Annotated in this window: 22 protein-coding genes; 11 read left to right on the forward strand and 11 right to left on the reverse strand. The window is 70.9% G+C overall.

Annotated features, from left to right (window positions below; genetic code table 11):
* The first annotated feature begins 87 nt into the window (after window positions 1-87).
* Window positions 88-1,044, forward strand: coding sequence for a cation diffusion facilitator family transporter (locus AC1HC7_RS07760; protein WP_479495602.1), 957 nt, complete (start codon window positions 88-90; stop codon window positions 1,042-1,044).
* Window positions 1,045-1,210: 166 nt separating this feature from the next.
* Window positions 1,211-3,697, forward strand: a complete 2,487-nt coding sequence (locus AC1HC7_RS07765) for a GcvT family protein (RefSeq protein WP_479495603.1) — start codon at window positions 1,211-1,213, stop codon at window positions 3,695-3,697.
* 310 nt (window positions 3,698-4,007) lie between these two features.
* Here the strand turns inward: AC1HC7_RS07765 and AC1HC7_RS07770 are convergent, their stop codons facing one another.
* The 10 genes from AC1HC7_RS07770 to AC1HC7_RS07815 form a co-directional block, all read right to left on the reverse strand.
* Complete coding sequence (locus tag AC1HC7_RS07770; RefSeq protein ID WP_479495604.1) at window positions 4,008-4,997, reverse strand: threonine ammonia-lyase; 990 nt, start codon at window positions 4,995-4,997, stop codon at window positions 4,008-4,010.
* Window positions 4,994-5,884: an alpha/beta fold hydrolase gene (locus AC1HC7_RS07775; RefSeq protein WP_479495605.1), complete on the reverse strand. Its 891-nt coding sequence runs from the start codon at window positions 5,882-5,884 to the stop codon at window positions 4,994-4,996. The genes AC1HC7_RS07770 and AC1HC7_RS07775 overlap by 4 nt, the downstream gene beginning before the upstream one ends.
* 13 nt (window positions 5,885-5,897) lie before the next feature.
* Complete coding sequence (locus tag AC1HC7_RS07780) at window positions 5,898-6,584, reverse strand: haloacid dehalogenase type II (protein ID WP_479495606.1); 687 nt, start codon at window positions 6,582-6,584, stop codon at window positions 5,898-5,900.
* 592 nt (window positions 6,585-7,176) lie between these two features.
* The gene (locus AC1HC7_RS07785; RefSeq protein WP_479498902.1) at window positions 7,177-8,208 is read right to left on the reverse strand and encodes a DNA methyltransferase; all 1,032 of its coding nucleotides are present in this window, start codon (window positions 8,206-8,208) and stop codon (window positions 7,177-7,179) included.
* A 183-nt stretch (window positions 8,209-8,391) separates the two neighbouring features.
* The gene (locus AC1HC7_RS07790; protein ID WP_479495608.1) at window positions 8,392-9,042 is read right to left on the reverse strand and encodes a ribonuclease HII; all 651 of its coding nucleotides are present in this window, start codon (window positions 9,040-9,042) and stop codon (window positions 8,392-8,394) included.
* 74 nt (window positions 9,043-9,116) lie between these two features.
* A complete protein-coding gene (locus tag AC1HC7_RS07795) occupies window positions 9,117-12,209 on the reverse strand; it encodes an Ig-like domain-containing protein (RefSeq protein ID WP_479495609.1) in 3,093 nt (1,030 codons plus the stop codon).
* A 218-nt stretch (window positions 12,210-12,427) separates the two neighbouring features.
* Window positions 12,428-12,940, reverse strand: a complete 513-nt coding sequence (locus AC1HC7_RS07800; RefSeq protein ID WP_479498903.1) for a DUF6505 family protein — start codon at window positions 12,938-12,940, stop codon at window positions 12,428-12,430.
* The gene (locus AC1HC7_RS07805) at window positions 12,937-13,686 is read right to left on the reverse strand and encodes a biotin/lipoate--protein ligase family protein (RefSeq protein ID WP_479495611.1); all 750 of its coding nucleotides are present in this window, start codon (window positions 13,684-13,686) and stop codon (window positions 12,937-12,939) included. Before AC1HC7_RS07805 ends, AC1HC7_RS07800 begins: the two co-directional genes overlap by 4 nt.
* Window positions 13,686-14,846, reverse strand: coding sequence for an Mrp/NBP35 family ATP-binding protein (locus AC1HC7_RS07810; protein WP_479495626.1), 1,161 nt, complete (start codon window positions 14,844-14,846; stop codon window positions 13,686-13,688). The genes AC1HC7_RS07805 and AC1HC7_RS07810 overlap by 1 nt, the downstream gene beginning before the upstream one ends.
* On the reverse strand, window positions 14,846-15,058 hold the full coding sequence (locus AC1HC7_RS07815) for a DUF6494 family protein (protein ID WP_479495612.1): 213 nt from the start codon (window positions 15,056-15,058) through the stop codon (window positions 14,846-14,848). The genes AC1HC7_RS07810 and AC1HC7_RS07815 overlap by 1 nt, the downstream gene beginning before the upstream one ends.
* Before the next feature lie 482 nt (window positions 15,059-15,540).
* Here AC1HC7_RS07815 and AC1HC7_RS07820 point away from each other — a divergent pair, with 482 nt between their 5' ends.
* Window positions 15,541-16,287 carry a hypothetical protein gene (locus AC1HC7_RS07820; protein ID WP_479495613.1) on the forward strand — a complete coding sequence of 249 codons (747 nt, stop codon included), beginning with the start codon at window positions 15,541-15,543 and terminating at the stop codon, window positions 16,285-16,287.
* Between the two features lie 168 nt (window positions 16,288-16,455).
* Here AC1HC7_RS07820 and AC1HC7_RS07825 read toward each other — a convergent pair whose 3' ends face one another.
* Entirely contained in the window at window positions 16,456-18,510 is a 2,055-nt protein-coding gene (locus AC1HC7_RS07825; protein ID WP_479498904.1) for a 4Fe-4S binding protein, read from the reverse strand.
* A 176-nt stretch (window positions 18,511-18,686) separates the two neighbouring features.
* On the opposite strand from AC1HC7_RS07825, the gene AC1HC7_RS07830 reads away from it, so the two are divergent.
* The 8 genes from AC1HC7_RS07830 to AC1HC7_RS07865 form a co-directional block, all read left to right on the forward strand.
* Window positions 18,687-19,343, forward strand: coding sequence for a DUF3305 domain-containing protein (locus AC1HC7_RS07830; RefSeq protein WP_479498905.1), 657 nt, complete (start codon window positions 18,687-18,689; stop codon window positions 19,341-19,343).
* A complete protein-coding gene (locus AC1HC7_RS07835) occupies window positions 19,340-20,233 on the forward strand; it encodes a DUF3306 domain-containing protein (RefSeq protein ID WP_479498906.1) in 894 nt (297 codons plus the stop codon). The genes AC1HC7_RS07830 and AC1HC7_RS07835 overlap by 4 nt, the downstream gene beginning before the upstream one ends.
* Window positions 20,234-20,404: 171 nt before the next feature.
* A complete protein-coding gene (locus AC1HC7_RS07840) occupies window positions 20,405-21,016 on the forward strand; it encodes a TorD/DmsD family molecular chaperone (RefSeq protein ID WP_479495617.1) in 612 nt (203 codons plus the stop codon).
* Window positions 21,017-21,090: 74 nt separating this feature from the next.
* On the forward strand, window positions 21,091-21,288 hold the full coding sequence (locus AC1HC7_RS07845) for a twin-arginine translocation signal domain-containing protein (protein WP_479495618.1): 198 nt from the start codon (window positions 21,091-21,093) through the stop codon (window positions 21,286-21,288).
* Between the two features lie 162 nt (window positions 21,289-21,450).
* Window positions 21,451-24,339: a formate dehydrogenase subunit alpha gene (locus AC1HC7_RS07850; RefSeq protein WP_479495619.1), complete on the forward strand. Its 2,889-nt coding sequence runs from the start codon at window positions 21,451-21,453 to the stop codon at window positions 24,337-24,339.
* A 14-nt stretch (window positions 24,340-24,353) separates the two neighbouring features.
* The gene (gene fdh3B, locus AC1HC7_RS07855; RefSeq protein WP_479495620.1) at window positions 24,354-24,962 is read left to right on the forward strand and encodes a formate dehydrogenase FDH3 subunit beta; all 609 of its coding nucleotides are present in this window, start codon (window positions 24,354-24,356) and stop codon (window positions 24,960-24,962) included.
* A 287-nt stretch (window positions 24,963-25,249) separates the two neighbouring features.
* Window positions 25,250-26,536 carry a formate dehydrogenase subunit gamma gene (locus AC1HC7_RS07860; RefSeq protein WP_479495621.1) on the forward strand — a complete coding sequence of 429 codons (1,287 nt, stop codon included), beginning with the start codon at window positions 25,250-25,252 and terminating at the stop codon, window positions 26,534-26,536.
* A 20-nt stretch (window positions 26,537-26,556) separates the two neighbouring features.
* Window positions 26,557-26,943: phosphatase domain-containing putative toxin (locus AC1HC7_RS07865; protein ID WP_479498907.1), on the forward strand; the 387-nt coding region annotated here is incomplete at its 3' end.

The following is a 26,943-nucleotide window of genomic DNA, read 5'->3' on the forward strand; positions in this document are numbered from 1 at the left end:
GCTGGCCTTCGCGCCCGCAGGCTGGTTATTCTGGCGGTCGAGGCGCGGGCCGGGCGCCGTCGTCGCCGGGAGAGGATTTCGCGGGACATGGTCAGCGATCAGAACAGGCCGGGCGGACCGGGCGCGCCGGGGCGGGCGGGGGCTGGCGGCGAGGCCGCGGCGACGGCGCGCGCGGCGGCGCATCTGCGGCTCAACGTGTCGGCCACCGTGGCGGCGGTGGCGGTGGCGGTGACGCTGGTGGCGCTGAAGCTCTGGGCCTTCGGCGAGACCGGGTCGCTGTCGGTGGCCGCCAGCCTCGCGGACAGCGCGCTCGACATGCTGGCCTCGCTGACCGGGCTGGCGGCGATCCTCTACGCCGCGCGTCCGCCTGACGAGGATCACGCCTTCGGGCATTCCTCGGCCGAGGATCTGGCGGCGCTGGGGCAGGCGCTGCTGGTCACGGTCTCGGCCCTGGCCATCGGCTGGCGGGCGCTGGAGCGGATGTTCGCCGCCGCGCCCCACCAGTTGACCGCGCAGGGCGCCGGGATGACGGCGATGGCGGTGTCGATCCTGGTGACGCTGGCGCTGGTGCTGTGGCAGCGGCGGGTGGCCTCGCGCACCGGCAGCAGGGTGGTGGCCGCCGACATGCTGCATTACGTCGCCGATCTGGCGCCCAATGTGGGGGCGCTGGCGGCGCTGGGGGCCTCGGCGGCCTTTGGCGTCGGCGAACTCGACAACGTGGTGGCGCTGGGCGCGGCGGCGTTCCTGCTGCTGGGCGCGCGGCGCATCCTCGCCGGGGCGTGGCATTCGCTGATGGACCGGCGCACAGACCCCGAGACCCTGGCGCGGATTTCCGGCATCGCCCGGGCGCATCCCGGGGTGCGCGGGTTCCACGACCTCAAGACCCGCACCGCCGGCGCGAAGCTGTTCGTGCAGATTCATATCGAGCTCGACGGCGATCAGACCCTGCGCGAGGCCCACGCGGTCAGCGCCGCGCTGCGCCGCCGGCTGCTCGACGCCCTGCCCAACGCCGAGGTGATCGTGCATCAGGACGTGGCGCGGTGATCGCCGCCGCCGGCCCGTTGCGCCGCGGCGTGTCGCAATCCTGCGATCGGCGGTCGCCTCTGCCCGCGCCCCGCGCCGGGCGAGGGGCGTATCTGAAGCAGGCGCCTCGCCGGAGCGGACCCGGGCCGACGCAACGCCGAGTCGCAACACCGAACGGAGATGCAAGATGAAAACCCATGCGCGCGTCGTCATCGTCGGCGGCGGAGCCGTCGGCGCCTCGATCGCCTATCACCTCGCCAAGGCGGGCTGGGATCCGCTGCTGCTGGAGCGCGACGAACTGACCTCGGGCTCCACCTGGCACGCCGCCGGGCTGCTGCCGCTGTTCAACATGAGCTACGCCACCTCCTTCATCCACGACTATTCGGTGAAGTTCTACAAGGCGCTGGAGGCCGAGACCGGGCTCAACGCCGGGTTCTCGGTGGTGGGCAACCTGCGCATGGCCCAGACCGACGCGCGCATGGACGAATACGCGCTTTACGCCGCCACCGCCGACAGCATCGGCATTCCCTACGAATGGCTGACCCCGGGGCAGATCAAGGATCGCTGGCCGCTGGTGCGCACCGATGACCTGAAAGGCGCGATCTTCCACCCCACCGACGGCTACATCAACCCCGCCGACGTGACCCAGGCCATGGCCAAGGGCGCGCGCCAGCGCGGGGCGCGGATCATGCGCAAGGCGCAGGTGGACGGGTTCGAACGCCGGAACGGCGAATGGGTGGTCAGATGCACCCGCATGGGCGAGAAGGGCGGCAACCTCGCGCCCACCGAGGAAACCTTCGAGATCACCTGCGAACATGTGGTCACCGCCACCGGCAACCACGCGCAGCGCACCGCCGCCATGGTCGGCTGCTTCATCCCCGCGATCCCGGTGGAACACCAGTTCCTGGCCACCGAACCCGACCCGGCGCTGGTCGAGTTTCGCAAGACCCATGGCGAACACCCGGTGCTGCGCGACGCCGACGCGCGCTGGTATGTGCGCGAGGAGCGCGGCGGCTGGATCTTCGGCCCCTACGAACGGGGCGCCCCGACCTGCTTCAAGTTCGGCGTGCCCGACAGCTTTCGCGCCGATCTGTTCCCGCTGGATCTGGAGCGCATCGAAGAAGAATACATGTCGATGATCCACCGCGTTCCCTCGACGGAAACGGTGGGCCTGAAGGATGATTTCAACGGCCCGATCTGCTACACGCCCGACGGCAATCCGCTGGTCGGCCCGGCGCCGGGGGTCGAAAATTTCTGGTTCGCGGAAGGGTTTTCCTTCGGCATCACCGCCGCCGGCGGCACGGGGCATTACCTCGCGCAGATGATCACCGCGGGCGAGGCCGAGATCGACATGTGGTCGCTCGACCCGCGCCGCTACGGCAAATGGGTGAACCGCGAATATGCGACCCGCAAGAACGAGGAATGCTATTCGCATGTCTTCGTCTTGCACCACCCCGACGAGGAACGCCCCGCCGCGCGGCCCCTGCGCACCGCCCCCTGCTACGATCGGGTGAAGGCGAAGGGCGCCGTGTTCGGGCAGGTGAACGGTTGGGAGCGCCCGAACTATTTCGCGCCCGAAGGATTTGACGATCACGCCGCGCGCAGCTTTCGCCGCGGCGGCTGGTGGCCATACGCGGCGGCCGAGGCGAAAGCCGTGCGCGAAACCGCCGGGCTGTTCGACGCCACCGCCTTCACCAAGCATATCGTCAAGGGGCCCGGCGCGACGCGGTTTCTCGACTGGCTGACCTGCAACAAGCTGCCGCGCGTGGGGCGCATCAACCTCACCTACGGGCTGACCGATGCGGGGACCATCCGCACCGAATTCACCATCGTGCGGCTGGCCGAGGACGAATACTATCTGGTCACCGCCGGCGCCGCGCAGGCCTATGACCACGATTATCTGGTGAAGGAGGCCGCGAAAAAGCGCGACGATTTCGGCTGGATCGAGGTGCAGGACGTGTCCACCCAATACGGCGTGCTGGCGCTGGCCGGGCCGAAATCGCGCGACATCCTGAAGGAAATCATCGTTGACGCGGATCCGGCGAACGCGCTGACCAACAAGGCCTTCCCCTGGCTGTCGATGAAGAACATCGATCTTGGCATGGTTCCGGTCATGGCGATCCGCGTCGCCTATACCGGCGAACTTGGATGGGAACTGCACCACCCGATCGAGATGCAGAACCACCTGTTCGACCTGCTGGGCGAGGCCGGCGACAAGCACGGGATGAAGCTGTGCGGCGCCCGGGCGCAGAACTGGCTGCGTCAGGAAAAATCCTACCGCGCCTTCGGGGCCGATCTGGGCCGCGACGCAACCCCGCTTGAGGCCGGGCTGACCCGCTTCATCGACATGGACAAGGATTTTCGCGGCAAGGCCGCGATGGTCGCGACCGGCATCCGCAGCGCCTGCGTCACCCTGCTGATCGACGGGCCCGACGACGCCGACCCCTGGGGGCGCGAGGCGCTGAAATTCGATGGCGAGACCGTGGGGCGCCTGACCTCGGGCGGCTACTCGGTGGCCTTCGGCAAGCAGATCGGCATCGGCTATGTGCGCCCGGACCTCGCCGAGCCGGGCACGAAGCTGAAACTGTCCATGCTGCGCGGCGAATGGGATGCGGAGGTCGTGGCCGAAAGCCCCTACGACCCGACCAACGCCACGATTCGCATGAACGGCTGAGTCGCCTGCGGATCCGGTATCCGGGGGCCAAGGCCCCCGCCGGGCGCATGACTCAAAGGATCCGCCCCGATTTCTCAGGGCGGATCCAGATCAGGCGGCTCCACCTGCAGTCATGACCTGTCTTCCCCAAGAGCGGTCATCGCAACTGTGCTTGTCAAACAGGGGGCATGGAAATACCGTCCCCCATCCAGTTGCCCTGCGTGAAGGCTGTAGTGCCTGAAGCGCAAGAGACGTAACAAACGGTGCACGGGCTTTATGACAGTCCGGGCGTGACTGATTCGTGATAATCATTGCGTCCCATGCAATTTATTCACGGAGATGGTGATTTTTGCCGCGCCAGCAGCGCATCGACGAACATCGCCTCATCGACATTTCCCCCGGTGGCCACCGCCAGCACCGCGTCGCCGGCCATGCAATCGCGGCGAAACAGCGCCGCGGCCAGCGCCACCGCGCCGCCCGGCTCCAGCACGATCCTCAATCGCGCGAAGGCCAGGGCCACGGCGGCCAGCGCCTCGGAATCGCTGACCGTGAGCCCGGGGCCGCAATGCGCCTGCATGATCGGGAAGGCGAGCTTTCCCGGCGTCGGCGTCAGGATCGCGTCGCAGACCGACCCCGCCTGCCGGTCGTTGCGCAGCCGGCGCCCGGCGATCAGCGACCGCGCCGTGTCGTCGAAACCCTCGGGCTCGACGGGCCGCGGCCGCAGCCCCGGCGCATCGGCGGCCAGCGCCAGCGCCACGCCGGAGGTCAGCCCGCCGCCGCCGCAGCAAATCAGCGCGTCGGCCTCGACGACCCCCGCCTCGCGGGCCTGCGCGGCCAGTTCAAGCCCGACGCCGCCCTGCCCGGCGATCACCTGCGCATCGTCAAAGGGATGCACCAGCGTCAGCCCGCGTTCGGCGCAAAGGGCTTCGCAGATGGCTTCGCGATCGTCATGGGCGCGGTCGTAGGTCACCAGCTCGGCCGCCAGCGCCCGGGTGTTGGCGAGCTTGGCGCGCGGCGCGTCGCCCGGCATCAGGATCACCGCCGGCGCGCCCAGCATCCGCGCCGCCAGCGCCACCCCCTGCGCGTGATTGCCCGAGGAATAGGCGATGACGCCGCGCGTCCTTTGGGCGGCGTCCATCGCCGACAGGCAGGCCCAGGCGCCGCGAAACTTGAAGGATCCGGCGTGCTGCAGGCATTCGGCCTTCACCAGCACCCGGCGCCCGGCGATCTCGTTCAGAAACGGCGATTCCAGCAACGGCGTGCGGCGGGCGCGCCCCGCCAGCCGCGTCGCGGCGGCGCGAATCATCGCGATGTCGATCACCCGGCGGGGTCTTTCCGGGGCGGCGGGATCCGGGCGAGAAAATCGTCGATGGCCGCCAGCGCCTCGGGTTCGTCAAGAAACGGCGCATGGCCGCGATCCCTGATCGTGACCTGCGTCATGCCGGGATGGGCCGCGGCCATGCCCTGCAGGGTCGCGGCGCTCAGCACATCGGAATTCTCGCCCCGGATCGCCAGCAGCGGCATCGCCGTGACCGCCGCGAACATCGGCCACAGATCCAGATCCGCGCCGCCGGCCTCGGCCATCACGGCGATGGTGGCCTCGCGCAGCGCCGGGTCATAGGACAGGATCGGGCGCCCGTTGTCGTCGTCATGGCCGCAGCGCGCGTGCTTTTCCCATTGCGCCAGGCTCACGCCCGGAAACTGCGCCGCGCTGGCGTCCCGGATCGCCCGCGCCAGTTCGGCGAAGCTCTCCGCCTCGGGCGGGACGCCCAGATAGGCGAGAATGCGCTGCAACCCGTCCGTCGCCACCCGCGGCCCGATGTCGTTGAGCGCCAGCCCGGCGATCGCCCCGGGGCGCATCGCCGCCATGGCCATCCCGAGAATGCCGCCGCGCGAGGTTCCGATCAACGCCACGCCGCTCAGCCCCAGATGGTCGAGCAGCGCCAGCGCATCCTGCGCCTCCGTCGCGGCGGTGTATTCGGCGAGCGGGTCCCCTGCATGCTCCGAAGCCCCGCGCCCGCGGCTGTCGAGCCGCAGCACCCGATGGCGCGGCGCCAGATGCGCCGCCAGATCGGCGAAATCCCGATGATTGCGGGTGAGGCCGGCGAGGCAGAGCGCGACGGGGCCCCCGCCCCCGGCTTCGCCGCTGTCGCAATAGGCAAGCCGCCGTCCGTCAGGCGCATCGAAACGCTGCATGGTCTCGGGCATGCGTCCCACCCCCTCAGAGCGCCGCGGCGAGATCGGGGATGCCGGCGAGATCGCCGGCGATCCGATCCGGCCGCCAGGGCAGGCGTTCATGGGGCTCGTCGGCCCGGTTCACCCAGACCGTGGCGAACCCGTAGCCCGCCGCCGCCGCCGCGTCCCAGCCATTGGACGACACGAACAGCACCTCATGGGCCGAGACCCCGAAATGCCGCGTCACCAGGGCGTAGACCTTCGGGTTCGGCTTGAAGACGCCGACCGATTCCACCGACAGCGCCGCATCGAGCACATCGCCGATCCCGGCGCTGTCGATCGCGCCCGAGAGCATCGCCGGCGACCCGTTGGACAGGATCGCGGTCTTGATGCCGCGCGCCTTGAGCTCGGCGAGCATGGCCGGAACCTCCGGATAGGCGTCCAGCGCCCAATAGAGGTCCAGCAGATCCGCGCGGTCGGAGGCCGATACGCCGCCCACGGCGTCGATGGCGAAGTCGAGCCCGTCCGTGGTCACCGACCAGAAATCCGTATGCACCCCGGCGGTGGCGCGCAGCCAGGTGTATTGCAGCTGCTTGAGACGCCAGACCTGCGACAGCTGCGGCCAGATTTTCGCGAACGCCTCCTTGCCAGGGCGGGCGGCGAGGTTGCGCGCGGCGGCGGCGACGTCGAACAGCGTGCCGTAGGCGTCGAAGACGCAGATGGATGCAGTCATGGAATCCTCCCATTCATTGCCGGGAAGTGTCGGCGCGCGAGGCGAACAAGGCAAGCGGCGATGGGCGCGGCGCGGTTCAGTCACTCGCGCGGCGGCCTCGATGGCGCGGCGCCTGCCCGACACGCCGGCGATCGGCCCGTGATTTCGTGGCGGGGCGCCGCGTCCGCCATACGGAGAGCGGCGGCGAAGGCGCTCGCGGCGCGCTGCGGAAATCGGCGCGGTCGGGACCGAAATGCGTCGACCATTCGCGCCAATCCGTCGGCGCGCCGCGCGCATGGCTGGTCGACCGTTCGCGGCGGCAGACGCGGCGCCCCCTGCCGGCAGGCCTGGACCAGGCTGTCGGGCCAGCCATGGCGCCTCTCCTCGACCGCGCGGAGAGACCGGACGCATGAGCTTCGCGCCACGCCCATCGCCATGACCCCATGCGCTCGGATCGGTCCATGGTCAGTCCAGGCGCATGGGTTTGCCAGATAGGCAATTGCCGAAAAAAAGGCCCCTCCGCGAAGGGAGGGGCCCAGTGGCGGAGACCGCGAGTCCGCGAACAGGCGGCGCGCGGGCGGGCTCCAGGCGAACGGGGGGGGCGATCGGGCCGTCAGCTCTCGCGCATCTCGGCGCGGATCTGCTGGCGGAAAAAATCGATGGGCACGGGCTTGCCGTCGCGCTTGAAATGCCAGTACGTCCAGCCGTTGCAGCTCGGCGCGCCCTCCAGCGCGGCGCCGACCTGATGGATCGAGCCGCGCGCGTCATGGGCGATCAGCGTGCCGTCGGCGCGGATCTTCGCCTTGTGGCGGCCGTTGATCGACACCAGTTCGTCGCCGGGCTCCAGCATCCGCCGCTCCACCAGCTGGCCGAAGGGGATGCGCGGCTCCTTGCGCTTGGACTGGGTGACCTTCAGCGCATCGAGGTCGTAGGGCACGACCGCGTCGATGCGCTTGCGGGCCACCTCGCGATACTTCGCCTCGCGTTCGATGCCGATCCAGTTGCGCCCCAGCCGTTTCGCCGCGGCGCCGGTGGTGCCCGACCCGAAGAACGGATCCAGGATCACGTCGCCGGGATCGCTGGCCCCGACGATCACCCGGTGCAGCAGCGATTCCGGCTTTTGCGTCGGATGCGCCTTGTCGCCGTTGTCGTCGCGCAGGCGCTCGCCGCCCGAACAGATCGGCAGCACCCAGTCCGAGCGCATCTGCAACCCGTCGTTCAGCTCCTTCAGCGCCTCGTAGTTGAAGGTGTATCTGCCGGCTTCGTCGCGCGCCGCCCAGATCATGGTCTCATGGGCGTTGGTGAAGCGCTTGCCGCGGAAGTTCGGCATCGGGTTGGTCTTGCGCCAGACCACGTCGTTGAGGATCCAGAACCCCGCGTCCTGCAGCGCCGCGCCGACCCGGAAGATGTTGTGATACGAGCCGATCACCCAGATCGCCCCGTCGGGCTTGAGCACCCGGCGCGCCGCCTTCAGCCAATCCCGGGTGAACCGATCATAGACCGCAAAGCTGTCGAACTGGTCCCAGGCGTCGTCGACCGCGTCCACCTTGGAATTGTTCGGTCGGTGCAGATCCCCCTTCAATTGCAGATTATAAGGCGGGTCCGCAAAGATCAGATCCACCGAATCCGCGGGCATCGCGTCCATCGCGGCGACGCAGTCGCCGGCGAGAATCTGGCCCAGCGGCAGTTTCGCAACAGGTTTGCGCGCAATATGTGTCTTTTGTGTTTTGATTTTCGACGCCATGTCCAGCCTCTTGGTCCCTCGATGCAAGCCCAAGATGAGTCATTTGCGATTCGGCGTCAATTTCTTTTTGAATCATGCGTTTAACTATTTTTCTTCAAGCAATATCTTGTGTATGGGGGCGAAGGAACGCCGATGATGTTGTGTCACCCCCAAGCGCGCGAGCGCCGCGATATGCTCGGGAACCCCGTAGCCCATGTTGCGCTCCCACCCATATCCGGGGTGTTTTTGCGCCAGATCGCGCATGATCCGGTCGCGCGTGACCTTGGCCACGATCGACGCCGCGGCGATGGACAGCGAGCGCGCATCGCCCGTCACGATCCCCTCGCCGGGGCAGTCGAGCCCGGGCGGAACCCTGTTGCCGTCGATCAGCGCGTAGGAGGGCGGCGCCGGCAGCGCCGCCGCCGCCCGGCGCATGGCGGCCCAGGTGGCCCCGAGAATGTTGAGCGCCGCGATCTCCTCGACGCTGGCCAGCCCGACCCCCACCTGCGCGCTGTCGCGGATCAGGTCATGCAGCGCCTCGCGCCGCTTTGGCGACAGCCTCTTGGAATCGTCGATGCCTTCGGGGATGCGCGCGGGATCGAGCACCACCGCCGCGGCGCAGACCGGCCCGGCCCAGGGCCCGCGCCCGACCTCGTCGATGCCGCAGACGCCGCCATTGATCCGCAGCCGCAGGCGGGCGGCGGTCTCGAAGGACATGTCCGGGCCGGGCCGGGTCCTGGATCGCGATGGCGGCATGGGCGCGCTCCTCGGCGTCTCGGCCCCGATCGCGGGCCCCCGGGGTTCAGGCGGGGTGGCTCAGGCGGGGTGGCTCAGGCGAACAGGAACACCCCGTCGTCGAGCTCCGCGATCCCGCGCCCCAGCAGCAGGATCTCCGCCTCGCCGCCATCCGCGGCGATGGCGATGCGCGCGTTTCCGTCGGCGGTGTCCGCGAAGGCGGAAAAATCCTCGACCCCCGACAGGCCGAAGGCGCGCAGGTCGAGCCGGTCCCGCGCCGGGTCGAAATCCTCGATGTCGCTGCGCCCGAACGCCTGCGCGAACACGAACAGATCCGCCTCCGCGCCGCCGGTCATATGGGTGAGCGACGCCGCTTGCCCCGCCGCCTGCGGCGCCGGCGCGGCGAGGCCCTGAATCACCCCCGCGCGCATTGCGGCGTAGCCGATGGCCTCGGCGGCGTGGGTGGTTTCGGGGTCGGCGGATTGCTCCTCCTGCACCGTCACGCCGAACCCCGTCGCGCTCAGCGACGTCAGCCGCAGCGCCGCCGGGTCGCTGCCGACCCAGCTCTGCATCGAGGCCAGAAGCACCGGGGTCCCCGCGATCGCCGCGCCGAACCCGAAGCTCGCCCCCTGATCGTCGACCCGCGACGCGGTCTCGCCCGCCTCGATCCCGCCGCCGGCGCCCGCCTCGACGGCGATCCAGCTCACGGTCTCGGACTTGTGCGAGCCGCCGGCCTGCTCCTCCTGCAGCCGCACCTGGAAATCGGCCCCGCCCACGTTGCGCGCCCGCGTCGTCACCGCGTCGCCCCCCGCCGCGCTCGACGCCTGGGTCAGCACCACCGCGTCGGTCATCGCGCCGCCCAGCGACACGGTCTTGAAGCCGACGCCGACCTGCGCCTCGCCGGCGTGGAGCGCGCGCCCGTCGGCCAGCGTGTGACCCCCCGCCGAGACCGCCAGCCAGCCGATGGTCTCGACCCCGTGGGCCCCGTCGAGATAGTTCCATTCGTCGATCTGGAATTCGAACCCCGCATCGGTGACGTTGCGCACCCGGGTCACCGCCGGCGCGCCGTCCCCGGCGCTGAGCGGGCCCATGACCACCACCGCCCCGGCGATGGTCTGGGCGAAGGACACGCTGTGCCATTCCGCGCCCCCGGCCTGCGCCACGCTGACGCTGCCCGCCTCGCCGATGGCGTTGGCCGGCGGCGCGTCGGCGCCCGCGAAGCTCACCGTGACGGCGCCCGCGTCGCTGGCCCCGAAATCGTCGCTGACGGTGTAGCCGAGGGCGATGGAATCGCTTTCCCCCGCCGCCAGATCGGCCATGGCCGCCCCCGGCGTCACGCTCAGCGTCCCGTCCCCCGCAAGCGTCACCGACACCGACCGCCCGCCCGCCGAGGTGACGTTGAAGGCGGTCCCGACAGCGCCCCCCGCGACCCCGGTCACGGTCATGTGGTCGCCCGCGTCAACATCCGCGTCATTGGCCAGCACGTCGAAGGCCTGCGCCCCGGATTCGGCCGCCGCGAAGGCGTCGTCGCCGGCGATCACCGCGTCATTGGCCCCCTGGACGGTCAGCGTCGCCGTGGCGCTCGCCGTCGCGCCCGCGGCGTCCGCGATGGTGTAGCTGAAGCTTTCGACCGCGCTTTGCCCGGCGCCCAGACCGTCATAGACCGAGCCCCCGGCCCCGTCGCCCACCGCGAGGCTCGCGGTCCCGTCGGCGGCGACGCTGAGCGCCGCCCCGGAGGCCAGAAGCACCAGCGCCGGCGCCCCGGACGCCACCGCCTGCCCGGAGACCGAGACCACCGAGATCCCGTCCCCACCATCAGCCCCGGACCCGTTATCCGCAAGAAGATCAAACGAACCGCCCCCGTCCTCGCTCGCCGTCACCGAGTCCGATCGCGCAACCGGGCCCGATGCGCCGAACAGCGCCCCGAAAGCGTAGGAGACGCCGTCGAAGACCAGCGTCTCCACGTCGTCATAGACGATGTCGACGCCCTCGCCGGTCACCCGCAGGGCGTTGGCCAGCGAGGCGAAGGCGTAGCCGGCGAAGGCGTAGGCGAAGCTCGCCACGTCGATCCCGGCGCCGCCATGCAGCATGTCGTCGCCCGCGCCGCCGATCAGCGTGTCGTCGCCGCCGCGCCCTTCAAGGACGTTGTCTGCGGCGTTGCCGATGATCACGTCGTCGAACCCGGTGCCGACGGCGTTCTCGATCACCGTGCCGAAGGCGATGCCCAGATTGGCGATCATCCCGAAGGTCGAGGAATAGGCGCCGGGCGTCAGATCGATGACGCTGGAGGTTCGCGCCGTCACCCCGTAGCCGGCGATCGAGCCGTCGGCGTTGTAGGTCACCACCGCCTCGCGCGACGCCGCGTCGCCGCTGAGGTCGAGCGTGTCGGTCCCGCCGGCGTCGTAGATGGTCAGCACCGGCGTGGCGTTGAAGCCGAAATCATAGACCTCGTTGATCCCGGCGCTGGCGTTGAAGCCATAGGTCGTGTCGCCGGTCCGGGTGGTCGGGTTCAGCCCGTAGCCGGCGAATTTGCCGGCGAAATCGCCCTGGGTCAGCGCCAGGATATCGTAGACCATGGGGGTCTGGGCAAACAGCCGCGCCGAGGCCGGGTTGGAACTGCCGGGATTGGCGTCGGCGTCCCAGTGGAAGGCGCCGCTGTTGTCCTGTTCGGCGTTGAAATACGACATCACCGTGTAGCGGCGGGTGTCCTGCAGGAACTCGGCGCTGCCCAGATAGGTGATCGGGCCGCCGCTGCCGGCGTTGTAGGCGCCCGGGTGGCTGAGCCCCAGCGCATGCTCGAATTCATGCAGGATGGTGGTGAAGCCGTAGCGGCCGTAATCGATGTTGGCGCTCTGGTTGGAATTCCAGTTCTGGTCGAAATAGATGTCCGACGCGACGATCCGCCGGCTGATGCTGTAATAGCCGGTGGAGGCGTAGGTGCCGTTGCCGCGCGAGCCGTTGAAGGTGATGTCGCCGGCGGCCGCGGTCTCGGTGAAGGCGAGATCGAGGATTTCCCCGAGCATGTCCACCGCCGCGCCGATCCAGGCGCGCTGATTGGCGTCGAGCGCATCGCCCGCGGTGGAATTGTCGTTGAAGGAATAGGTCAGCGCGGAACTGGTCCAGTGCAGGCCTTCGCGGGTGATCTGGTCGGCGATCTGCTGATCGCTGAAGGACGCCGGAACCGCCATGTGTTTCCCCTCCCCGAAACCGCTCGGGTCTACGCAATTTCTTGCGCTCTGCGTCTGCCCTTGACGCCGGGCGCTTTTTCCAATCGGGGCACTCTACGCCAGATTCAGGTTAATTTCCAACATGCAGATCGCAAAATCAGGGCGAACGGGGCGTAAACCAATCGGCGCGACGCCGCGCCGGGTCACGCAGGGTCACGTCGGCAGGGCGAGGCGCGGGCTCAGTCGCCATGCACCGCGATCTGCGCCAGCGAGGCCTCGCGCGGGGCGATGGCGCGGAACGCCTCGCGCACCCCCATCTCCACCAGCGCGCGCTCCACGGTCAGCAGGGTGTTGTCGGCGTGGTCCTCGCACATGGCGCGCATGTGGGCGAGCTCCTCGGCCGCGACCGGCGTCGCCGCGTCGATGTCGGGGGCGCCGTAGCGGTCGACGAAATGCGCCGCCAGTCGGGCCACCTGTTCGTCGTATTCGCGCGCGCTGATGGCGCAGACCACGACCAGCGTGGCGCGGCCGAAGCTTTCCAGCCCCAGCCAGCCATTGGCGAAGGCCTGGCGAGCCTTGCCGGTCAGGTCGGCCTCGGTCCAGTCGGAGAACGCGAAGGCCCCGGACACCGCCCATTCGTCGATCTCCGCCACGGGATCGAAGATCAGCGTGTCCGAAACATCAAGCCGCAGCGTGCGCGCCAGCTTCATCGGCGCGTCGGTCGCGTCGGTCGCATCGGTCGCGCCGGTCATGGCGCCTCGTCCAGCAGATCGGCGAGCGGCAGGACGCGCGTCCCCTCCGGGGTGCGCAGCAGCATGCCGCCCAGTTCGTCCAACCCCACGAACACGCCCTTGGCCGGGGTTTCCACCGGCGCGCCCAGGCGGTCGCATTTTTCGCGCCAGGCGGCGTGCAGGGGGGCCAGCCCGTCATCCAGAAACCGGTTGATCCACACCAGCATGTGCCGCGACCAGGCCTCGATCAGCTGCGGCGCGGCGATGTCGGCGCAGCCCTCGTCATGCAGCGTGGTGCGGTCGGGGGTCTCGCCCGGCTCCACCGCCAGCGGCATGATCGGCACGCTCAGGCCCAGCACCAGCCAGTCCGGGGGCGCGTCCGCCCCGGTCGATCCCGCCCCCGCCGCCGCCGGCGCGGCGGCGGCGCGCAGCCGGCCGCAGCGCGCGCCGTTGACCCGGATCCCCGCGGGCCAGTCGAAATGCACCGCCACCTCGGGCGGGGCCAGCGCGCCGAAGGCGTCTGAAAACCCCAGCAGCGCCGCGAAGCTGACGCCGACGGCGCGCGACAGCGGCATGTCGGGGGCCAGCAGCACCGCAGCGCGCATCGCCGCCAGATCCTCGGACCAGACGATCAGCCCCGGCTCGGCCCCCATCATCGCCGCCGCCACCGCCTTGTCGAACGGGTCGAGTCCGGGGGCCAGCGGCTCGCCGCGAAACAGCGGCGCGAAGCGTGGGCGCAGCGGCCGGGCGGGGAGGCGGGCGGGCATCAGCCCACGGCCCCGCCGGGGGCCGGCGCGGGGTCGCCGGACAGCGCGCCGCTCGCCTCGAGCCGCGTCAAGATGTCAAAGAACGCCCTGGCCTGCGGGCCCTCGGGATCGGCGGCCACGATCGGCGCGCCGCCATCCCCCGCCACCCGGATCGCCAGATCCAGCGGCGCCTCGCCCAGAAACGGAACCCCCATCTTGTCCGCTTCCGCCTTCGCGCCGCCATGGCCGAACGGGTGATGCACGGTCCCGCAGGTCCCGCAGACAAAGCGCGACATGTTCTCCACCACCCCGAGGATCGGCGTCCCGGCGCGCCGGAACATGTCCACCGCCTTGCGCGCGTCGATCAGCGCGATGTCCTGCGGCGTCGAGACCACGATCGCCCCGATCAGCTCGGCGCTCTGACACAGGGTCATCTGCACGTCGCCCGTGCCCGGCGGCAGATCCACCAGCAGCACGTCGAGCCGCCCCCAGGCCACCTGCGTCAGCATCTGCTGCAAGGCGCCGATCAGCAGCGGGCCGCGCCAGACCACCGCCTCGTCCTCGGCCGTCATCAGTCCGATGGACATCAGCGTCACCCCGTGATTGCGCAACGGCAGGATGGTGCGCCCGTCGGGGCTGGACGGGCGCCCCGACACCCCGAGCATGCGCGGCTGGCTCGGCCCGTAGACATCGGCGTCAAGCAGCCCGACCCGCATCCCCCGCGCCGCCATCGCCACCGCGAGATTGGCCGCGATCGTCGATTTCCCCACCCCGCCCTTGCCCGAGGCCACGGCGATGATCCGTCCGATCCCGGGTATTTTCCTGTCCGGCGGCTTTGGCGCCGGGGCCGCGGGCCGCGCCGAAACGCCCAGATCCGGCGGCGGCCCGGTCGGGCGCATGGGCGGGGTCTTCGCCGCCGGCGCCGCGCCCTGCGCCGAATGGGCGGTCAGCACGGCGGTGACCTCGACGACCCCGGGCAGCGCGCGCACCGCGACCTCGGCGGCGCGGCGCAGGGGCTCCATCGCGGCGCCGCGCGCCGGATCCACCTCGATGGCGAAGCGCACCGATCCGTCGCGCGCCGTCAGCCCCGAAACCAGCCCGGCGCTGACGATGTCCCGCCCGCTCGCCGGGTCGAGGATCCCGCCCAGCGCCGTCATGACCTGCTGCGCGTCGGCCAAGATCAGGCCTCGCCGTTCAACTGGATCTCGCCCTCGATCACGTGCTCCAGCGGCGCGCCCTCCAGCGTCAGCACGACGCGCGCGCGCAGCGGCCCCTCGCCAAGCGTTCCGGCCTCGCGGGCGCGGCGCACCGCCGCCTCGATCTCGCGCTGCGAGGTGACGCCCACGGTCTTGAGAAACTTGCGCATGGACATGTTGAAGGCTTCGTCTGACATTTTCATCTTCCCTGTTGCGCCGGCGCTCGCGCCGTCTGTTTCGACGGCGCCCGAATACTTAGCCCGTAGCGGCGGCGCCGTCGAGGCGAAGCGCGGTTTGAGCCGGCGCCGCGTCCGCGCTAGGCTGGCGCGCCCCGGCTGTCGAGCCCGGCCCGGCGCCGGGCCGCGCACGCGCCGCCCCCCGGACGGGAGACAACGCCATGCCCCCCAACGCCCGCCCGGCCGCCCCGCCGGCCCCAGCGCCCAGGCGCCCGGATCGCGCCCGCCGATCCCCATGGCCCCGGCGCGGCATGTCCGCCCCCAAGCCCCCATCGCCGTCGCCGCCCCCATCGCCGCCGCCGTCGCCCCCATCATCGCCGCCGTCGCCCCCATCGCCGCCGTCGCCGCCCCCATCACCGCCGTCGTCGCCCTGCGCGCCCCGCGCCGGCCAGGCCCAAGACCGCCGCCCGGCCGCCTGGCGCCTGGCGCTGGCCCTGGCGGCCATGCTTGGCCCGAGCGCCCCGCCCCCGGCCCGCGCCGAGCCGCCGCCCCTGCGCCTCGCCGCCCCCGCCGCGCTGATCGAGATGGGGCTGCTCAAGCACCTGCTGCCGCGCTTCCGCTTCAAGACGCGCATCCGCGTCATCGCCAGCCCGGCGCCCGAAAACCCCGACCTGTCCCTGACCCCGGCGGGGGCCGCGCCGGGCGCGCCCCCGGTGCTGCGCCGCCGCGAGGGCGAGACATTCGCGCTGATACTCCTCGCCGACGACCCGGCGCGCCGCGCCCGCGCCGCGCGCCTGACCGCCTGGCTGCGCAGCGGATCGGGCCGCCGCGCCATCGAGGGCTTCAAGCTCGACGGCCGGCAGGCCTTCGCCCCGGCGAACGCCATTGTCGCGCCGCCCAAACCGGTCCCCGTGACCGGCGACGCCATGGCCGGGTCGCGGCTGGCGCTGGTGCATTGCGGGCGCTGCCACGTGATCGATCAGCGCAACCGCCATGGCGGCATCGGCTCCACGCCCTCCTTTGCGGCGGTGCGCGCGCTGCCGGAATGGCGGCTGCGCTTCGCGGGGTTCCACACGGTCAACCCGCATCCCTCCTTCACCCGGATCGAAGGCGTGAGCGACCCCTTCGACCCGGCCCGCCCGCCCCATATCGCGCCGGTGATCCTGACCCAGGAAGAGGCCGACGCCATCGCCGCCTACGCCGCCACCATCGAACCGAAGGATCTGGGGCTCTCCGACATCGCGCGCTGACCCTCGCGCGGCGCGCCGATGGCAATGCCGCTCCGGACCTGGATCCTGGCCTTTCACGCCCGACACGCCAGACGAAGGCCGGTCCCGACGCCAGCGCAGGGCGGATCCCGATCCGCCATTGGGGCGACGTCCGCCAAGGGCGGCGCACCCCCTGACCGGGGGCGGCGCTCAGGAGTCGCCGTCGCCGTTCAGATAATCGTCGGTGGTGCGGGTGCGCGGGCGCTCGCCCATGGCGAAGGGCGAATCGCCGACCTGAAACTGCGCGCGCACCCGGCAGTCGTCACACATGCGGATCAGCCGGGAATTGTCGGACTCCGTGAACATCCAGTGCTTGCCCGACAGTTTTTCGGATATCCGCTCGATGGTGGACCTGACGCCGAACAGCTTGCCGCATTCGACGCAGGCGAAGGGCTCCTCCTCGTGCAGCACGACGGGCGCCAGCGCGGCGGCGCCCGCGTCGAGCTGTGGGATCAGGCGGATCGCGTCCTCCGGGCAGGCGGCGGCGCAGATCCCGCATTGCAGGCAGGCGGCCTCCTGAAACCGCAGCTGCGGGCGCTCGGCATTGTCGCCCAGCGCCCCGACCGGGCACAGCGACACGCAGGCGAGACACAGCGTGCAGGCCTGCGCATCCACCGCCACGGCGCCGTAAGGCGCGCCCTCGGGCAGCGGGATCGGCGGGCGCCCGTCCGCGCCGCCCGCCGCGGCCAGGGCCGAGACCACCAGCCGCGTCACCTCGCGCCGCCCGCCCAGCGGCAGGATCGGCGCCGCGCCGTGCGGGGCGGGGCGGGGGGCGTCGCAAAGCGCCGCCTCCAGCGCCTCCGGTTCGGCGGGGTCGAGCAGAGCGATGCGCCGCGCGCCCGCGCCGCCGGCGTCATCCTCGCCCAGCGCGCCCGACACCAGCGCCCGCGCGATCGCCAGCTGCCCGTCCAGCGCCGCGCGGTCGGTTCGCGGCCCGGCCAGCACCAGCGCCGCGCCGAACCCGCAGCCCAGCGCGGCCAGCAGCTCCGCATGGCCGACGCCCTCGACATTCGACGTCTGCACCGGGATCACGTCGGCGGGCAGCCCGCGCCCGAATCGCGCCGACAGCGCAATCATCCCGGCGCCGAAACCGTCATGGAACAGCGCGCGGGGCGCGTCGCCCCCGGCGGCGCGATAGGCGGCGGCGAGCGTGCGCAGCCGCAGGAACAGATGTTCGACCGGCGGCGCGTCATGGCTCACCGCGCCCGAGGGGCAGACGGCGGCGCAAGCCCCGCACCCGGCGCAGATCGCCGGATCCACCGCCACCGCGTCGCCCGCCGGCAGGATCGCCCCGGCGGGGCACATGTCGAGACAGCGCGAGCACCCCGCCTGCCCGGCCCGCGAATGGGCGCAGAGCGCGGCGTCAAGGCGCACATGCAGCGGCTTTTCGAACACCCCGACCATCTGGGCCGCGTCAAAGGCGGCGCGCGCCGCCGCCGCCGGGTCGCGCGGATCGGCGCGCAGATAGCCGTCGCGCTTGCCCGGCGCCGGGAACAGCGCCGCGCCGCCGCTCAGATCCAGCAGGATGTCGCAGCGCGAGCGCGCGCCGTCGCGCGCCGCCCCGAAGCCCAGCGCGCCGCGCCCGCCCGGCGCCAGTTCGGCATAGCCGTTCACCGTCACCTCGAAACCGCCCAGCGCCCCCGACGCCGCGGCGACGCGCCCCAGCGCCACCGCGATCTCGCCGCCATCGCCGGCCCCATCACCGGCCTCGCCGCGCAGATCGGCGGGCGACAGGTCCTCGGGCGCGGCGCTCAGCAGCAGCGTCACCGCCAGCGCGCCGGACAGGCGGCGCGCGGCGTCGAACGCCGCCTCGCCGTCGCCGATCACCAGGCAGACCCCGTCCGAGGTCACGTCCGTCACCGGGGTCGGGACGGCGGGCAGCGCCGCCTCGGCCAGCAGCGCCGCCTGTTTGGGCGTGGCGGGCGCGTCCGCGCTCCACCCGGCGCGATCGCGAATATCGGCGACGCGCAGGCGCCCGGCGACGTCCAGATCCTCGGCCAGTTCGCGAAACCGCCCGGCCTCCTGCGCGCAGGCGATCAGCGTCTCGCCCCCGGCCAGCGCGTCGCGCGCCGCCGCCGCCTGCGTCGTGCACAGGGCGGTGCAGGCGCGCACCCGCCGCGCCCCGGCGGCGCGGCGCAGGGCCTCGGGGTCAAGCCGCATGCTCCCCTCGCAGTCGCAGACCAGCAGCGTGTCGATTTCAGCCATGAACGGTTCTCCCTGCCGGCGCCTCGACCATGGACTTGCGCGGCGCGGCGTCTATTGTCATTGGTCGACCGGCGCCGCCGTTGCGCCCGTCAACGACCTGCGACCGTATCGGTTTCCGGGCGCAGGGCAAGCCGCGCGACGGGCGCGCGGGCCGCATTTTTTGCCTGGGAGGCGGCATGCACAAGCCAGCGAAGCCAGCGACGCGGGGCGGCGAGCTTCAGCCGGGCGCCCCCGCGCCCGCCCCCGCCCCCGCCCGCCCGCCAGTCGAGCGCATGATCTCCATGCCGGTGGGGATCGTCATCCGCCGCAGCCCCGGCGTCACCCGCTGGGCGCAATGGTCATGGCGGGTCGCCGCGGTGCTGCCCGGCGCCGGCCCCGCCTGCTGGGCGGTCCTGCGCCGCGAGGGCGACGCCGTGGAATACCACGCCCGCACGCTGCCGCTGGAACTGCACCGCAGCGACACCGAATCATATCTGGTGGCGCTCAACATGGCCGAACCCTCGGTGTTCGTGGTGCTGCGCAAGGGCGAGGACCCGGACGCGCCCGGCGACTGGGGGGTGCATCTGGTCACCGCCTCGGCCCATGACGCGCTTGACTACCAGGACAGCGGCGAGGAGATCGTGGAGCCCGTGCCCATGCCCGCCGGCCTCGCCGCCTGGGTGCGGAGCTTCTGCGACCGCCACCACCGCGACGAGGCCTTCGTCAAGCGCCGCCGCGACAAGCGCACGCTGGGCGACCCCGAGGACGGGATCGGCGACGCGCGGGTGCGCCAGACCGCCGATGTCTACCGGGCGCCGGCGCAGGCCAAGCCCGGCGCCGGCAAGCCGCGATGACCGGCGGCGGCGACGACGATGACGGCTTCGCGGGCCGCTGGTCGCGGCGCAAGGCCCTGGCGCGGCGCGGCGTTCCCGCGCCCGAGCCTGCAATCGGCGACGCCGCGACGCCGGCGCCCCGCCCCGACGCCGCGCCGGACTCCGATGAAACAGCGGCAAAGACCGACGCCGATTGGCTGGCCGAGCTGGGCCTGCCCGATCCGGACACCCTGCGCGGCGGCGATGATTTCAAGGCCTTCATGGCCCGCGAGGTGCCCCGCCGCCTGCGCAACCGGGCGCTGCGGCGGCTGTGGAGCAGCGACCCGACGCTGGCCTGCCTCGACGGGCTGGTGGATTACGCCGATGACTACACCGACGCCGCCACCCGCATGGAGGGGATGCAGACCATCTACCGCGTCGGGCGCGGGCTGCTGCCCGACCCGGCCCCGGAAATCGATGCGAAAATCGATGCGAAAATCGAGTCGGGGGTCGAAGCGGGGGGCGAATTGGAGGACGAATTGGGGGCGGAAACGGCTTCGGGACGCGTCGCGGATGACGGCCCGGAGGCGATCGAGGCCGCCGCCGCCCGAAGCGACGACGCGCAGGCCCCGAATGACGAACTGAGCGGCGATACGGGCGCCGATCCGGGCGGCGCCGTCCTCGCCCCGCGCGATCCAGTCCAGCGCGCGACCGCCGCGCGGGTCTCGGCGGCGGGTTCGTCCTCGCTGCGGCCGCCGGCGCGCGACGACGCCGAAAGCCGGCTTGCTGCGCAGACCGGGGCGCAAAGCGGGGCGCAGGGCGCCGGGGCCGCGACGCCCGAACCGGATGCCGCCCCCGACAGGGCCCCCGACAGGACGCCCGAAAATCCCCCCGCGCCGCGTCGGATGCGGTTTTCCTTCGACGCGCCGTGATCCGCCCTCGCCCGCGATCCCGACCGGCCCGCCTTCCGCCCCGACCCGGCGCGCATTTCCTGGCCGCAAGCCCCGCATCAAAAACCCGAAACCATCCGAAAGTTGTATTGGACATCATCGCCAAACCGGCTTTAACTTGTGCGCTAATGTTTCAACAGCGAACGGTTGCGCATGTCGGTTGACGCGGTTGCAAGCGAGGAGCGGGTGGCGGAGGAGGATCTTCTGCGCGCGTCGCTCTACGACTTCCTCGGCGTGCTGCTGGCGCGCCCCCCGGACCGCGAAGCGCTCGACATGGCCGCCGGGCTCAGCGGCGACGACAGCGAACTGGGGCGCGGGATCGCGGCGCTGGCGCGGCTGGCGCGGGCGACCTCGGACACCGTCGCGCGGCGCGAATTCAACGCCCTGTTCATCGGCGTGGGGCGTGGCGAACTGATGCCCTACGGGTCCTACTACATGACCGGGTTTCTCAACGAAAAGCCGCTGGCCAAGCTGCGCGCCGACATGGCGCGGCTGGGCGTGGCGCGCGCCGAAAACGTGTTCGAGCCCGAGGACAACATCGCCTCGCTGTGCGAGATCATGGCCGGGCTGATCCGCGGCGATTTCGCCGCCCCCGCGTCGCTGGCGGCGCAGAAGGATTTTCACGCCACCCATCTCGCGCCTTGGGCGGCGCATTTCTTCGCCGATCTGGAGGCCGCCGAGGGCTCGGCGCTCTACGCCCCCGTGGGCAGGGTCGGGCGGGCGTTCATGGAGATCGAGCGCGAGGCGTTTCGCATGGCGGGCTGAAATCGGGCGCTCTGGCCCGCGCGAACGCGAAGATGCAAGACCAGTGCAAGAAAACAGCATAGGGAGAAAGCCGAATGAGCAAGAAAAAGACGGCCAACCGCCGCGATTTCCTCAAGCTGGCCGGGGTCGCGGCGCCCGCGGCGGCGGCGGCGCTGGTCGCGCCGGGCGCAGCCAGGGCGGCGCAGGCGGACGCCATGCGGGACCCAGCCAGGGGCGCCGGCCTGCGCAAGACCGAGCACGTGCGAAAATACCTCGAATCCGCGCGTTTCTAGGCGCGGCCGCGACGATGTGCGCCCGGGAATGACGGGGAACGGCAGCGAAAGGCCCAGACCCCGCCGCCCGGCCAGATGCGGCCGCAAGGCCCGAACGCGCGACCAGGCCGCCAGGCCCGGATCGGCGCGCGCCCCGCAAGGGGCCAATCCAGGGAGAACGAAATGCTCAGGAGAAAGACCAACGGGGTAGCGAAAGGCCCCCGGACCGGGTCCGTCCTGTCTCATGTCGCCGCCGCATCGGTGGATCGCCGCGGCTTTCTCAGGGGCTCGGGCCTCGCCATCGGCGGCATGGCGGCGCTGACCGCCACGGGCGGCACGGTGCGCAAGGCCGCGGCGCAGGGCGCCGACGGCGCGGTCGAAACCATCAAATCGGTCTGCACCCATTGCTCGGTCGGCTGCACGGTGATGGCCGAGGTGCGCAACGGCGTCTGGATCGGGCAGGAGCCCGGCTGGGACAGCCCGTTCAACCTCGGCGCCCATTGCGCCAAGGGCGCCTCGGTGCGCGAACACGCCCATGGCGAACGCCGCCTGAAATACCCCACCAAGCTGGTCAACGGCGAATGGGTCCGGGTCAGCTGGGACGAGGCGATCAACGAGATCGGCGACAAGATGCTGGCGATCCGCGAGGAAAGCGGCCCCGACAGCGTCTACTGGCTGGGCTCGGCCAAGCATTCCAACGAACAGGCCTACCTGATCCGCAAGTTCGCCGCCTACTGGGGCACCAACAACGTCGACCACCAGGCGCGGATCTGCCATTCCACCACGGTCGCCGGGGTGGCGAACACATGGGGCTACGGCGCCATGACCAATTCCTACAACGACATCCACAATTCCAAGGCGATCTTCGTGATCGGCGGCAACCCGGCCGAGGCGCACCCGGTGTCCCTGCTGCACATCCTGCGCGCCAAGGAACAGAACAACGCGCCGCTGATCGTCTGCGATCCGCGCTTCACCCGCACCGCCGCCCATGCCGACGAATACGTGCGCATGCGCCCGGGGTCGGACGTGGCGCTGGTCTGGGGCATCCTCTGGCACATCTTCGAAAACGGCTGGGAAGACAAGGAATTCATCCGCACCCGCGTCTATGGCATGAGCGAGGTGAAGGAGGAGGTCGCGCGCTGGACCCCCGAGGAGACCGAGCGCGTCACCGGCGTCCCCGGCAGCCAGCTCAAGCGCGTGGCCCGCACCATGGCCAACAACCGCCCCGGCACGGTGATCTGGTGCATGGGCGGCACCCAGCACACCAACGGCAACAACAACACCCGCGCCTACTGCATCCTGCAACTGGCGCTCGGCAACATGGGGGCCGCGGGCGGCGGCACCAACATCTTCCGCGGCCATGACAACGTGCAGGGGGCGACCGATCTGGGCGTGCTCGCCGACACGCTGCCCGGCTATTACGGCCTGTCCGCCGGGTCCTGGGCCCACTGGGCGCGGGTCTGGGAAGAAGACCTCGACTGGCTGAAGGGCCGCTTCGCCAGCATCACCGGGGCCGACGGCAAGGACAAGCCGCTGATGAACCAGAAAGGCATCCCGGTGTCGCGCTGGATCGACGGCGTGCTGGAGGCCAAGGAAAACCTCGACCAGCCCGACAACACGCGGGCCATGGTGTTCTGGGGCCACGCGCCCAATTCCCAGACCCGTCTGGTCGAGATGAAATCGGCGATGGAAAAGCTAGACCTGCTGGTGGTGGTGGACCCGTATCCCACCGTCTCGGCAATCCTGCACGACCGCACCGACGGGGTCTATCTGCTGCCCGCCAGCACGCAGTTCGAGACCTACGGCTCGGTCACCGCCTCCAACCGGTCGCTCCAGTGGCGCGAAAAAGTCGTGGAGCCGCTGTTCGAATCCCTGCCCGATCACACCATCATGGCCAAGTTCGCGCAGAAATTCGGCTTCGCCGACCGCATGTTCCGCAACATCGCCGTCAATGGCGAGGAACCGCTGGTCGAGGACATCACCCGCGAATTCAACCGCGGCATGTGGACCATCGGCTACACCGGCCAGTCGCCCGAACGCCTGCGCAAGCACATGGCCAACCAGCACACCTTCGACCGCACCAGCCTGCGCGCGGTGGGCGGCCCGGCGGACGGCGATTTCTACGGCCTGCCATGGCCCAGCTGGGGCACGCCGGAGATGAATCACCCCGGCACCGCCAATCTCTATGACATGTCGCTGCCGGTCTCCGAGGGCGGGCTCACCTTCCGCGCCCGCTTCGGGGTCGAGCGCAACGGCGAGAACCTGCTCGCCGAAGGCGTCTATTCGGTGAATTCGGAAATCGAGGACGGCTATCCCGAATTCACCATGGCCATGCTCAAGGAACTGGGCTGGGATTCGGACCTCACCGACGCCGAACGCGCCGCGATCGAGGCGGTGGCCGGGGACAAGACCAACTGGAAGACCGACCTGTCGGGCGGCATCCAGCGGGTGGCGATCAAGCATGAATGCGCGCCCTTCGGCAACGCCAAGGCCCGCGCCGTGGTCTGGACCTTCCCCGACCCGGTGCCCACGCATCGCGAACCGCTCTACACCAACCGGCGCGATCTGGTGGCCGATTATCCGACCTATGCGGACAAGAAATTCTGGCGCGTGCCGACGCTCTACGAATCGATCCAGAAAAAGGATTTCTCGGGCGAATACCCGCTGATCCTGACCTCCGGACGACTGGTGGAATACGAAGGCGGCGGCGACGAGAGCCGCTCCAACCCATGGCTGGCCGAATTGCAGCAGGAGATGTTCGTCGAGGTCAACGTCCGCGACGCCAACGATCTCGGGCTGCGCGACGGCGAGCAGGTCTGGGTCGAGGGCCCCGAAGGCGGCAAGGTCAAGGTCATGGCCATGGTCACCGAACGGGTCGGCGCCGGCGTCGCCTTCATGCCCTTCCACTTCGGCGGGCATTTCCAGGGCGAGGACCGGCGCGCCAAATACCCCAAGGGCGCTGACCCCTACGTGCTCGGCGAATCCAGCAACACGGCCCAGACTTACGGCTACGACTCGGTCACCCAGATGCAAGAGACCAAGGCGACGCTGTGCAAGATCTGGGCGGCATAAGGGAGGATTGAACCATGGCATTAGGAGGACAGGCCCGCGCCAAGTTCCTGTGCGATTCCGAACGCTGCAACGAATGCAACGCCTGCGTCACCGCCTGCAAGAACGAACACGAGATCCCCTGGGGCATCAACCGCCGCCGCGTCGTCACCATCGGCGACGGCAAGCCGGGGGAGCGCACGATCTCGGTGGCTTGCATGCATTGCTCGGACGCGCCCTGCATGGCGGTGTGCCCGGTGGACTGCTTCTACCAGACCGAAGACGGCATCGTGCTGCACTCCAAGGATCTGTGCATCGGCTGCGGCTATTGCTTCTACGCCTGCCCCTTCGGCGCGCCGCAATACCCGCAGGCGGGCAATTTCGGATCCCGCGGCAAGATGGACAAATGCACGTTCTGCGCCGGCGGTCCGGAGGATGACAACTCCACCGCCGAGTTCCAGAAATACGGGCGCAACCGAATCGCGGAAGGCAAGCTGCCGATCTGCGCCGAGATGTGTTCGACCAAGGCGCTGCTGGCCGGGGACGGCGACGACGTGTCCGCGATCTATCGCGAACGCGTGGTGTCGCGCGGCTTCGGCTCGGGCGCCTGGGGCTGGGGCACCGCCTATGGCCAGAAAGCCGGCTGAGGCGCGCGCCGCGCCCGCGTCGTCGCGGCCTTGACACAGCCGTGCGGGGCGAGCCTTCACCGGAGGCTCGCCCCGCATGGTTCAGGCGGGACCCCGGCGTGAGCGGCGATCCCTCTCGACGCCGGTCGCGCGATGCGCCCGTCCTGCGTCCCGCCCCGCCCGTCAGGGCCGCTCGGCGCCTGTCGCGCCCGGCGCATTCCCAACTTGCCCACGCGCCTGACCTGCCCGCGCGCCAGTTCAGAATTTGACCGCGCCGCAGCCCCAGGCCGGTTCAGGGAGACCCTCCGATGCCCCATCGCGGCGACCCCAGCCCCGCTTCCGCCTCCGCCGCCCGCATCGGCGGCGCGCTGGCGGCCCTGCTCATGGCGATGCTCTGGACCCTTGCGCTGGCGCCGGCAGGCCCTGCGCTGGCGCAGACCGCCGCCCCCGCGCCATCCGAACCCGCGCCGGATCGCAGCGCCACCGGCGGCGCCCAGACCCTCGAGGACATCCTCGCCCGCCAGCGCGGCGAGACCGTGCGCAACGATTTCCGCAAGACCCCGGGGCGCGCCGCCCGCCCCGCCGAAGAACGCGAGATGCTCGGCGTGCTCGGCCCCCAATCCGACGCCGAAGTGTTCCGCGCCCTGCGTTTCGGAACCGCCGAGGTGCTGGTCTCCACCAACAAGCCCGTGGACGAGGTTCTGGTGCAGGATGGCGGCATGCGCTGGCTGCAATGGCGCGACGGCCCGCTGATCCGCTACGGGCTGTGGGCGCTTGGCGGCATGGCGGCGCTGCTGGTCCTGTTCTACCTGCTGCGCGGCAGGATCCGCATCGACGGCGGGCGCGCCGGGGTCACCGTGCCGCGCTTCAACATCGTCGAGCGCGGCGCGCACTGGCTGCTGGCGGGGTCCTTCCTGATCCTGGCGCTCACCGGGCTGACCCAGCTGATGGGGCGAAAATTCCTGCTGCCGCTGATCGGGCTCGAACCCTTCGCCGCCGTGGCGGCGCTGGGCAAGCTGCTGCACAACGCCGTCGCCTGGGGGTTCATGGCGGCGCTGGTCGTGGTGTTCCTGCTGTGGGTTTCGCAAAACCTCCCCAGTCGCGACGACCTGCGTTGGCTGGCCATGGGCGGCGGGTTCTTCGGCGGCGGCCACCCGCCCTCGCGAAAATTCAACGCCGGCCAGAAGATGATTTTCTGGTCCGTGACCCTGATCGGCGGGCTGATCTCGCTCACCGGTCTGTCGCTGCTGTTCCCGTTCCAGCTGCCCATGGCCTCCGCCGTCTTCGCCGTCGTCAACGACATCGCAGCGCTGGCGGGCTGGGCGCCCGGCCTGCCCGTCATGCTCGCCCCGCAGGAGGACATGCAATACGCCCAGCTCGCCCACGCCGCCGCGGGCTTCGTCCTGCTCACCATCATCATCGCCCATATCTATATCGGCTCCGTGGGCATGGAGGGCGGATTCGAGGCCATGGGCTCGGGCCGCGTCGATCGCAACTGGGCCGAGGCGCATCACAATCTCTGGCTGCAAGAACTGGACGCGGAGGCGCCCGCCGCCAAACCCGATGACGCCGCCGCCGACGAGGCGCAGGCCTGACCGCCGCGCCGCGCGCCGCCATGGCGCCCCGGCCCGCCCCCCTGGTCATCGACGCCCTGCCCTGCCGCGCCGGGCGGATCGGCATCTGCGCCTGCCCCGGCGGCGCGCCCGCGGATCTGGACCGCGACCTGGCGGCGATCCGCGACTGGGGCGCGGGCCTGCTGGTCACGCTGATCGAGGACCGTGAATTCGCCATTCTCGGCGTTGCCCGCCTGCCCGGCGCGGTCAGGCGCGCCGGGCTCGACTGGCTGCGCCTGCCGATCGCCGATTACGCTGCGCCCGGCCCGGATTTCGAACCCGCATGGCGGCGCGCGGCGCTGTCGGCGCGGCTGGCGCGGGGCGAAGCCATCGTCCTGCATTGCCGCGCCGGGCTGGGGCGCGCCGGCCTCGTCGCCGCGCGGCTGCTG

Source organism: Oceanicella sp. (assembly GCF_056449545.1).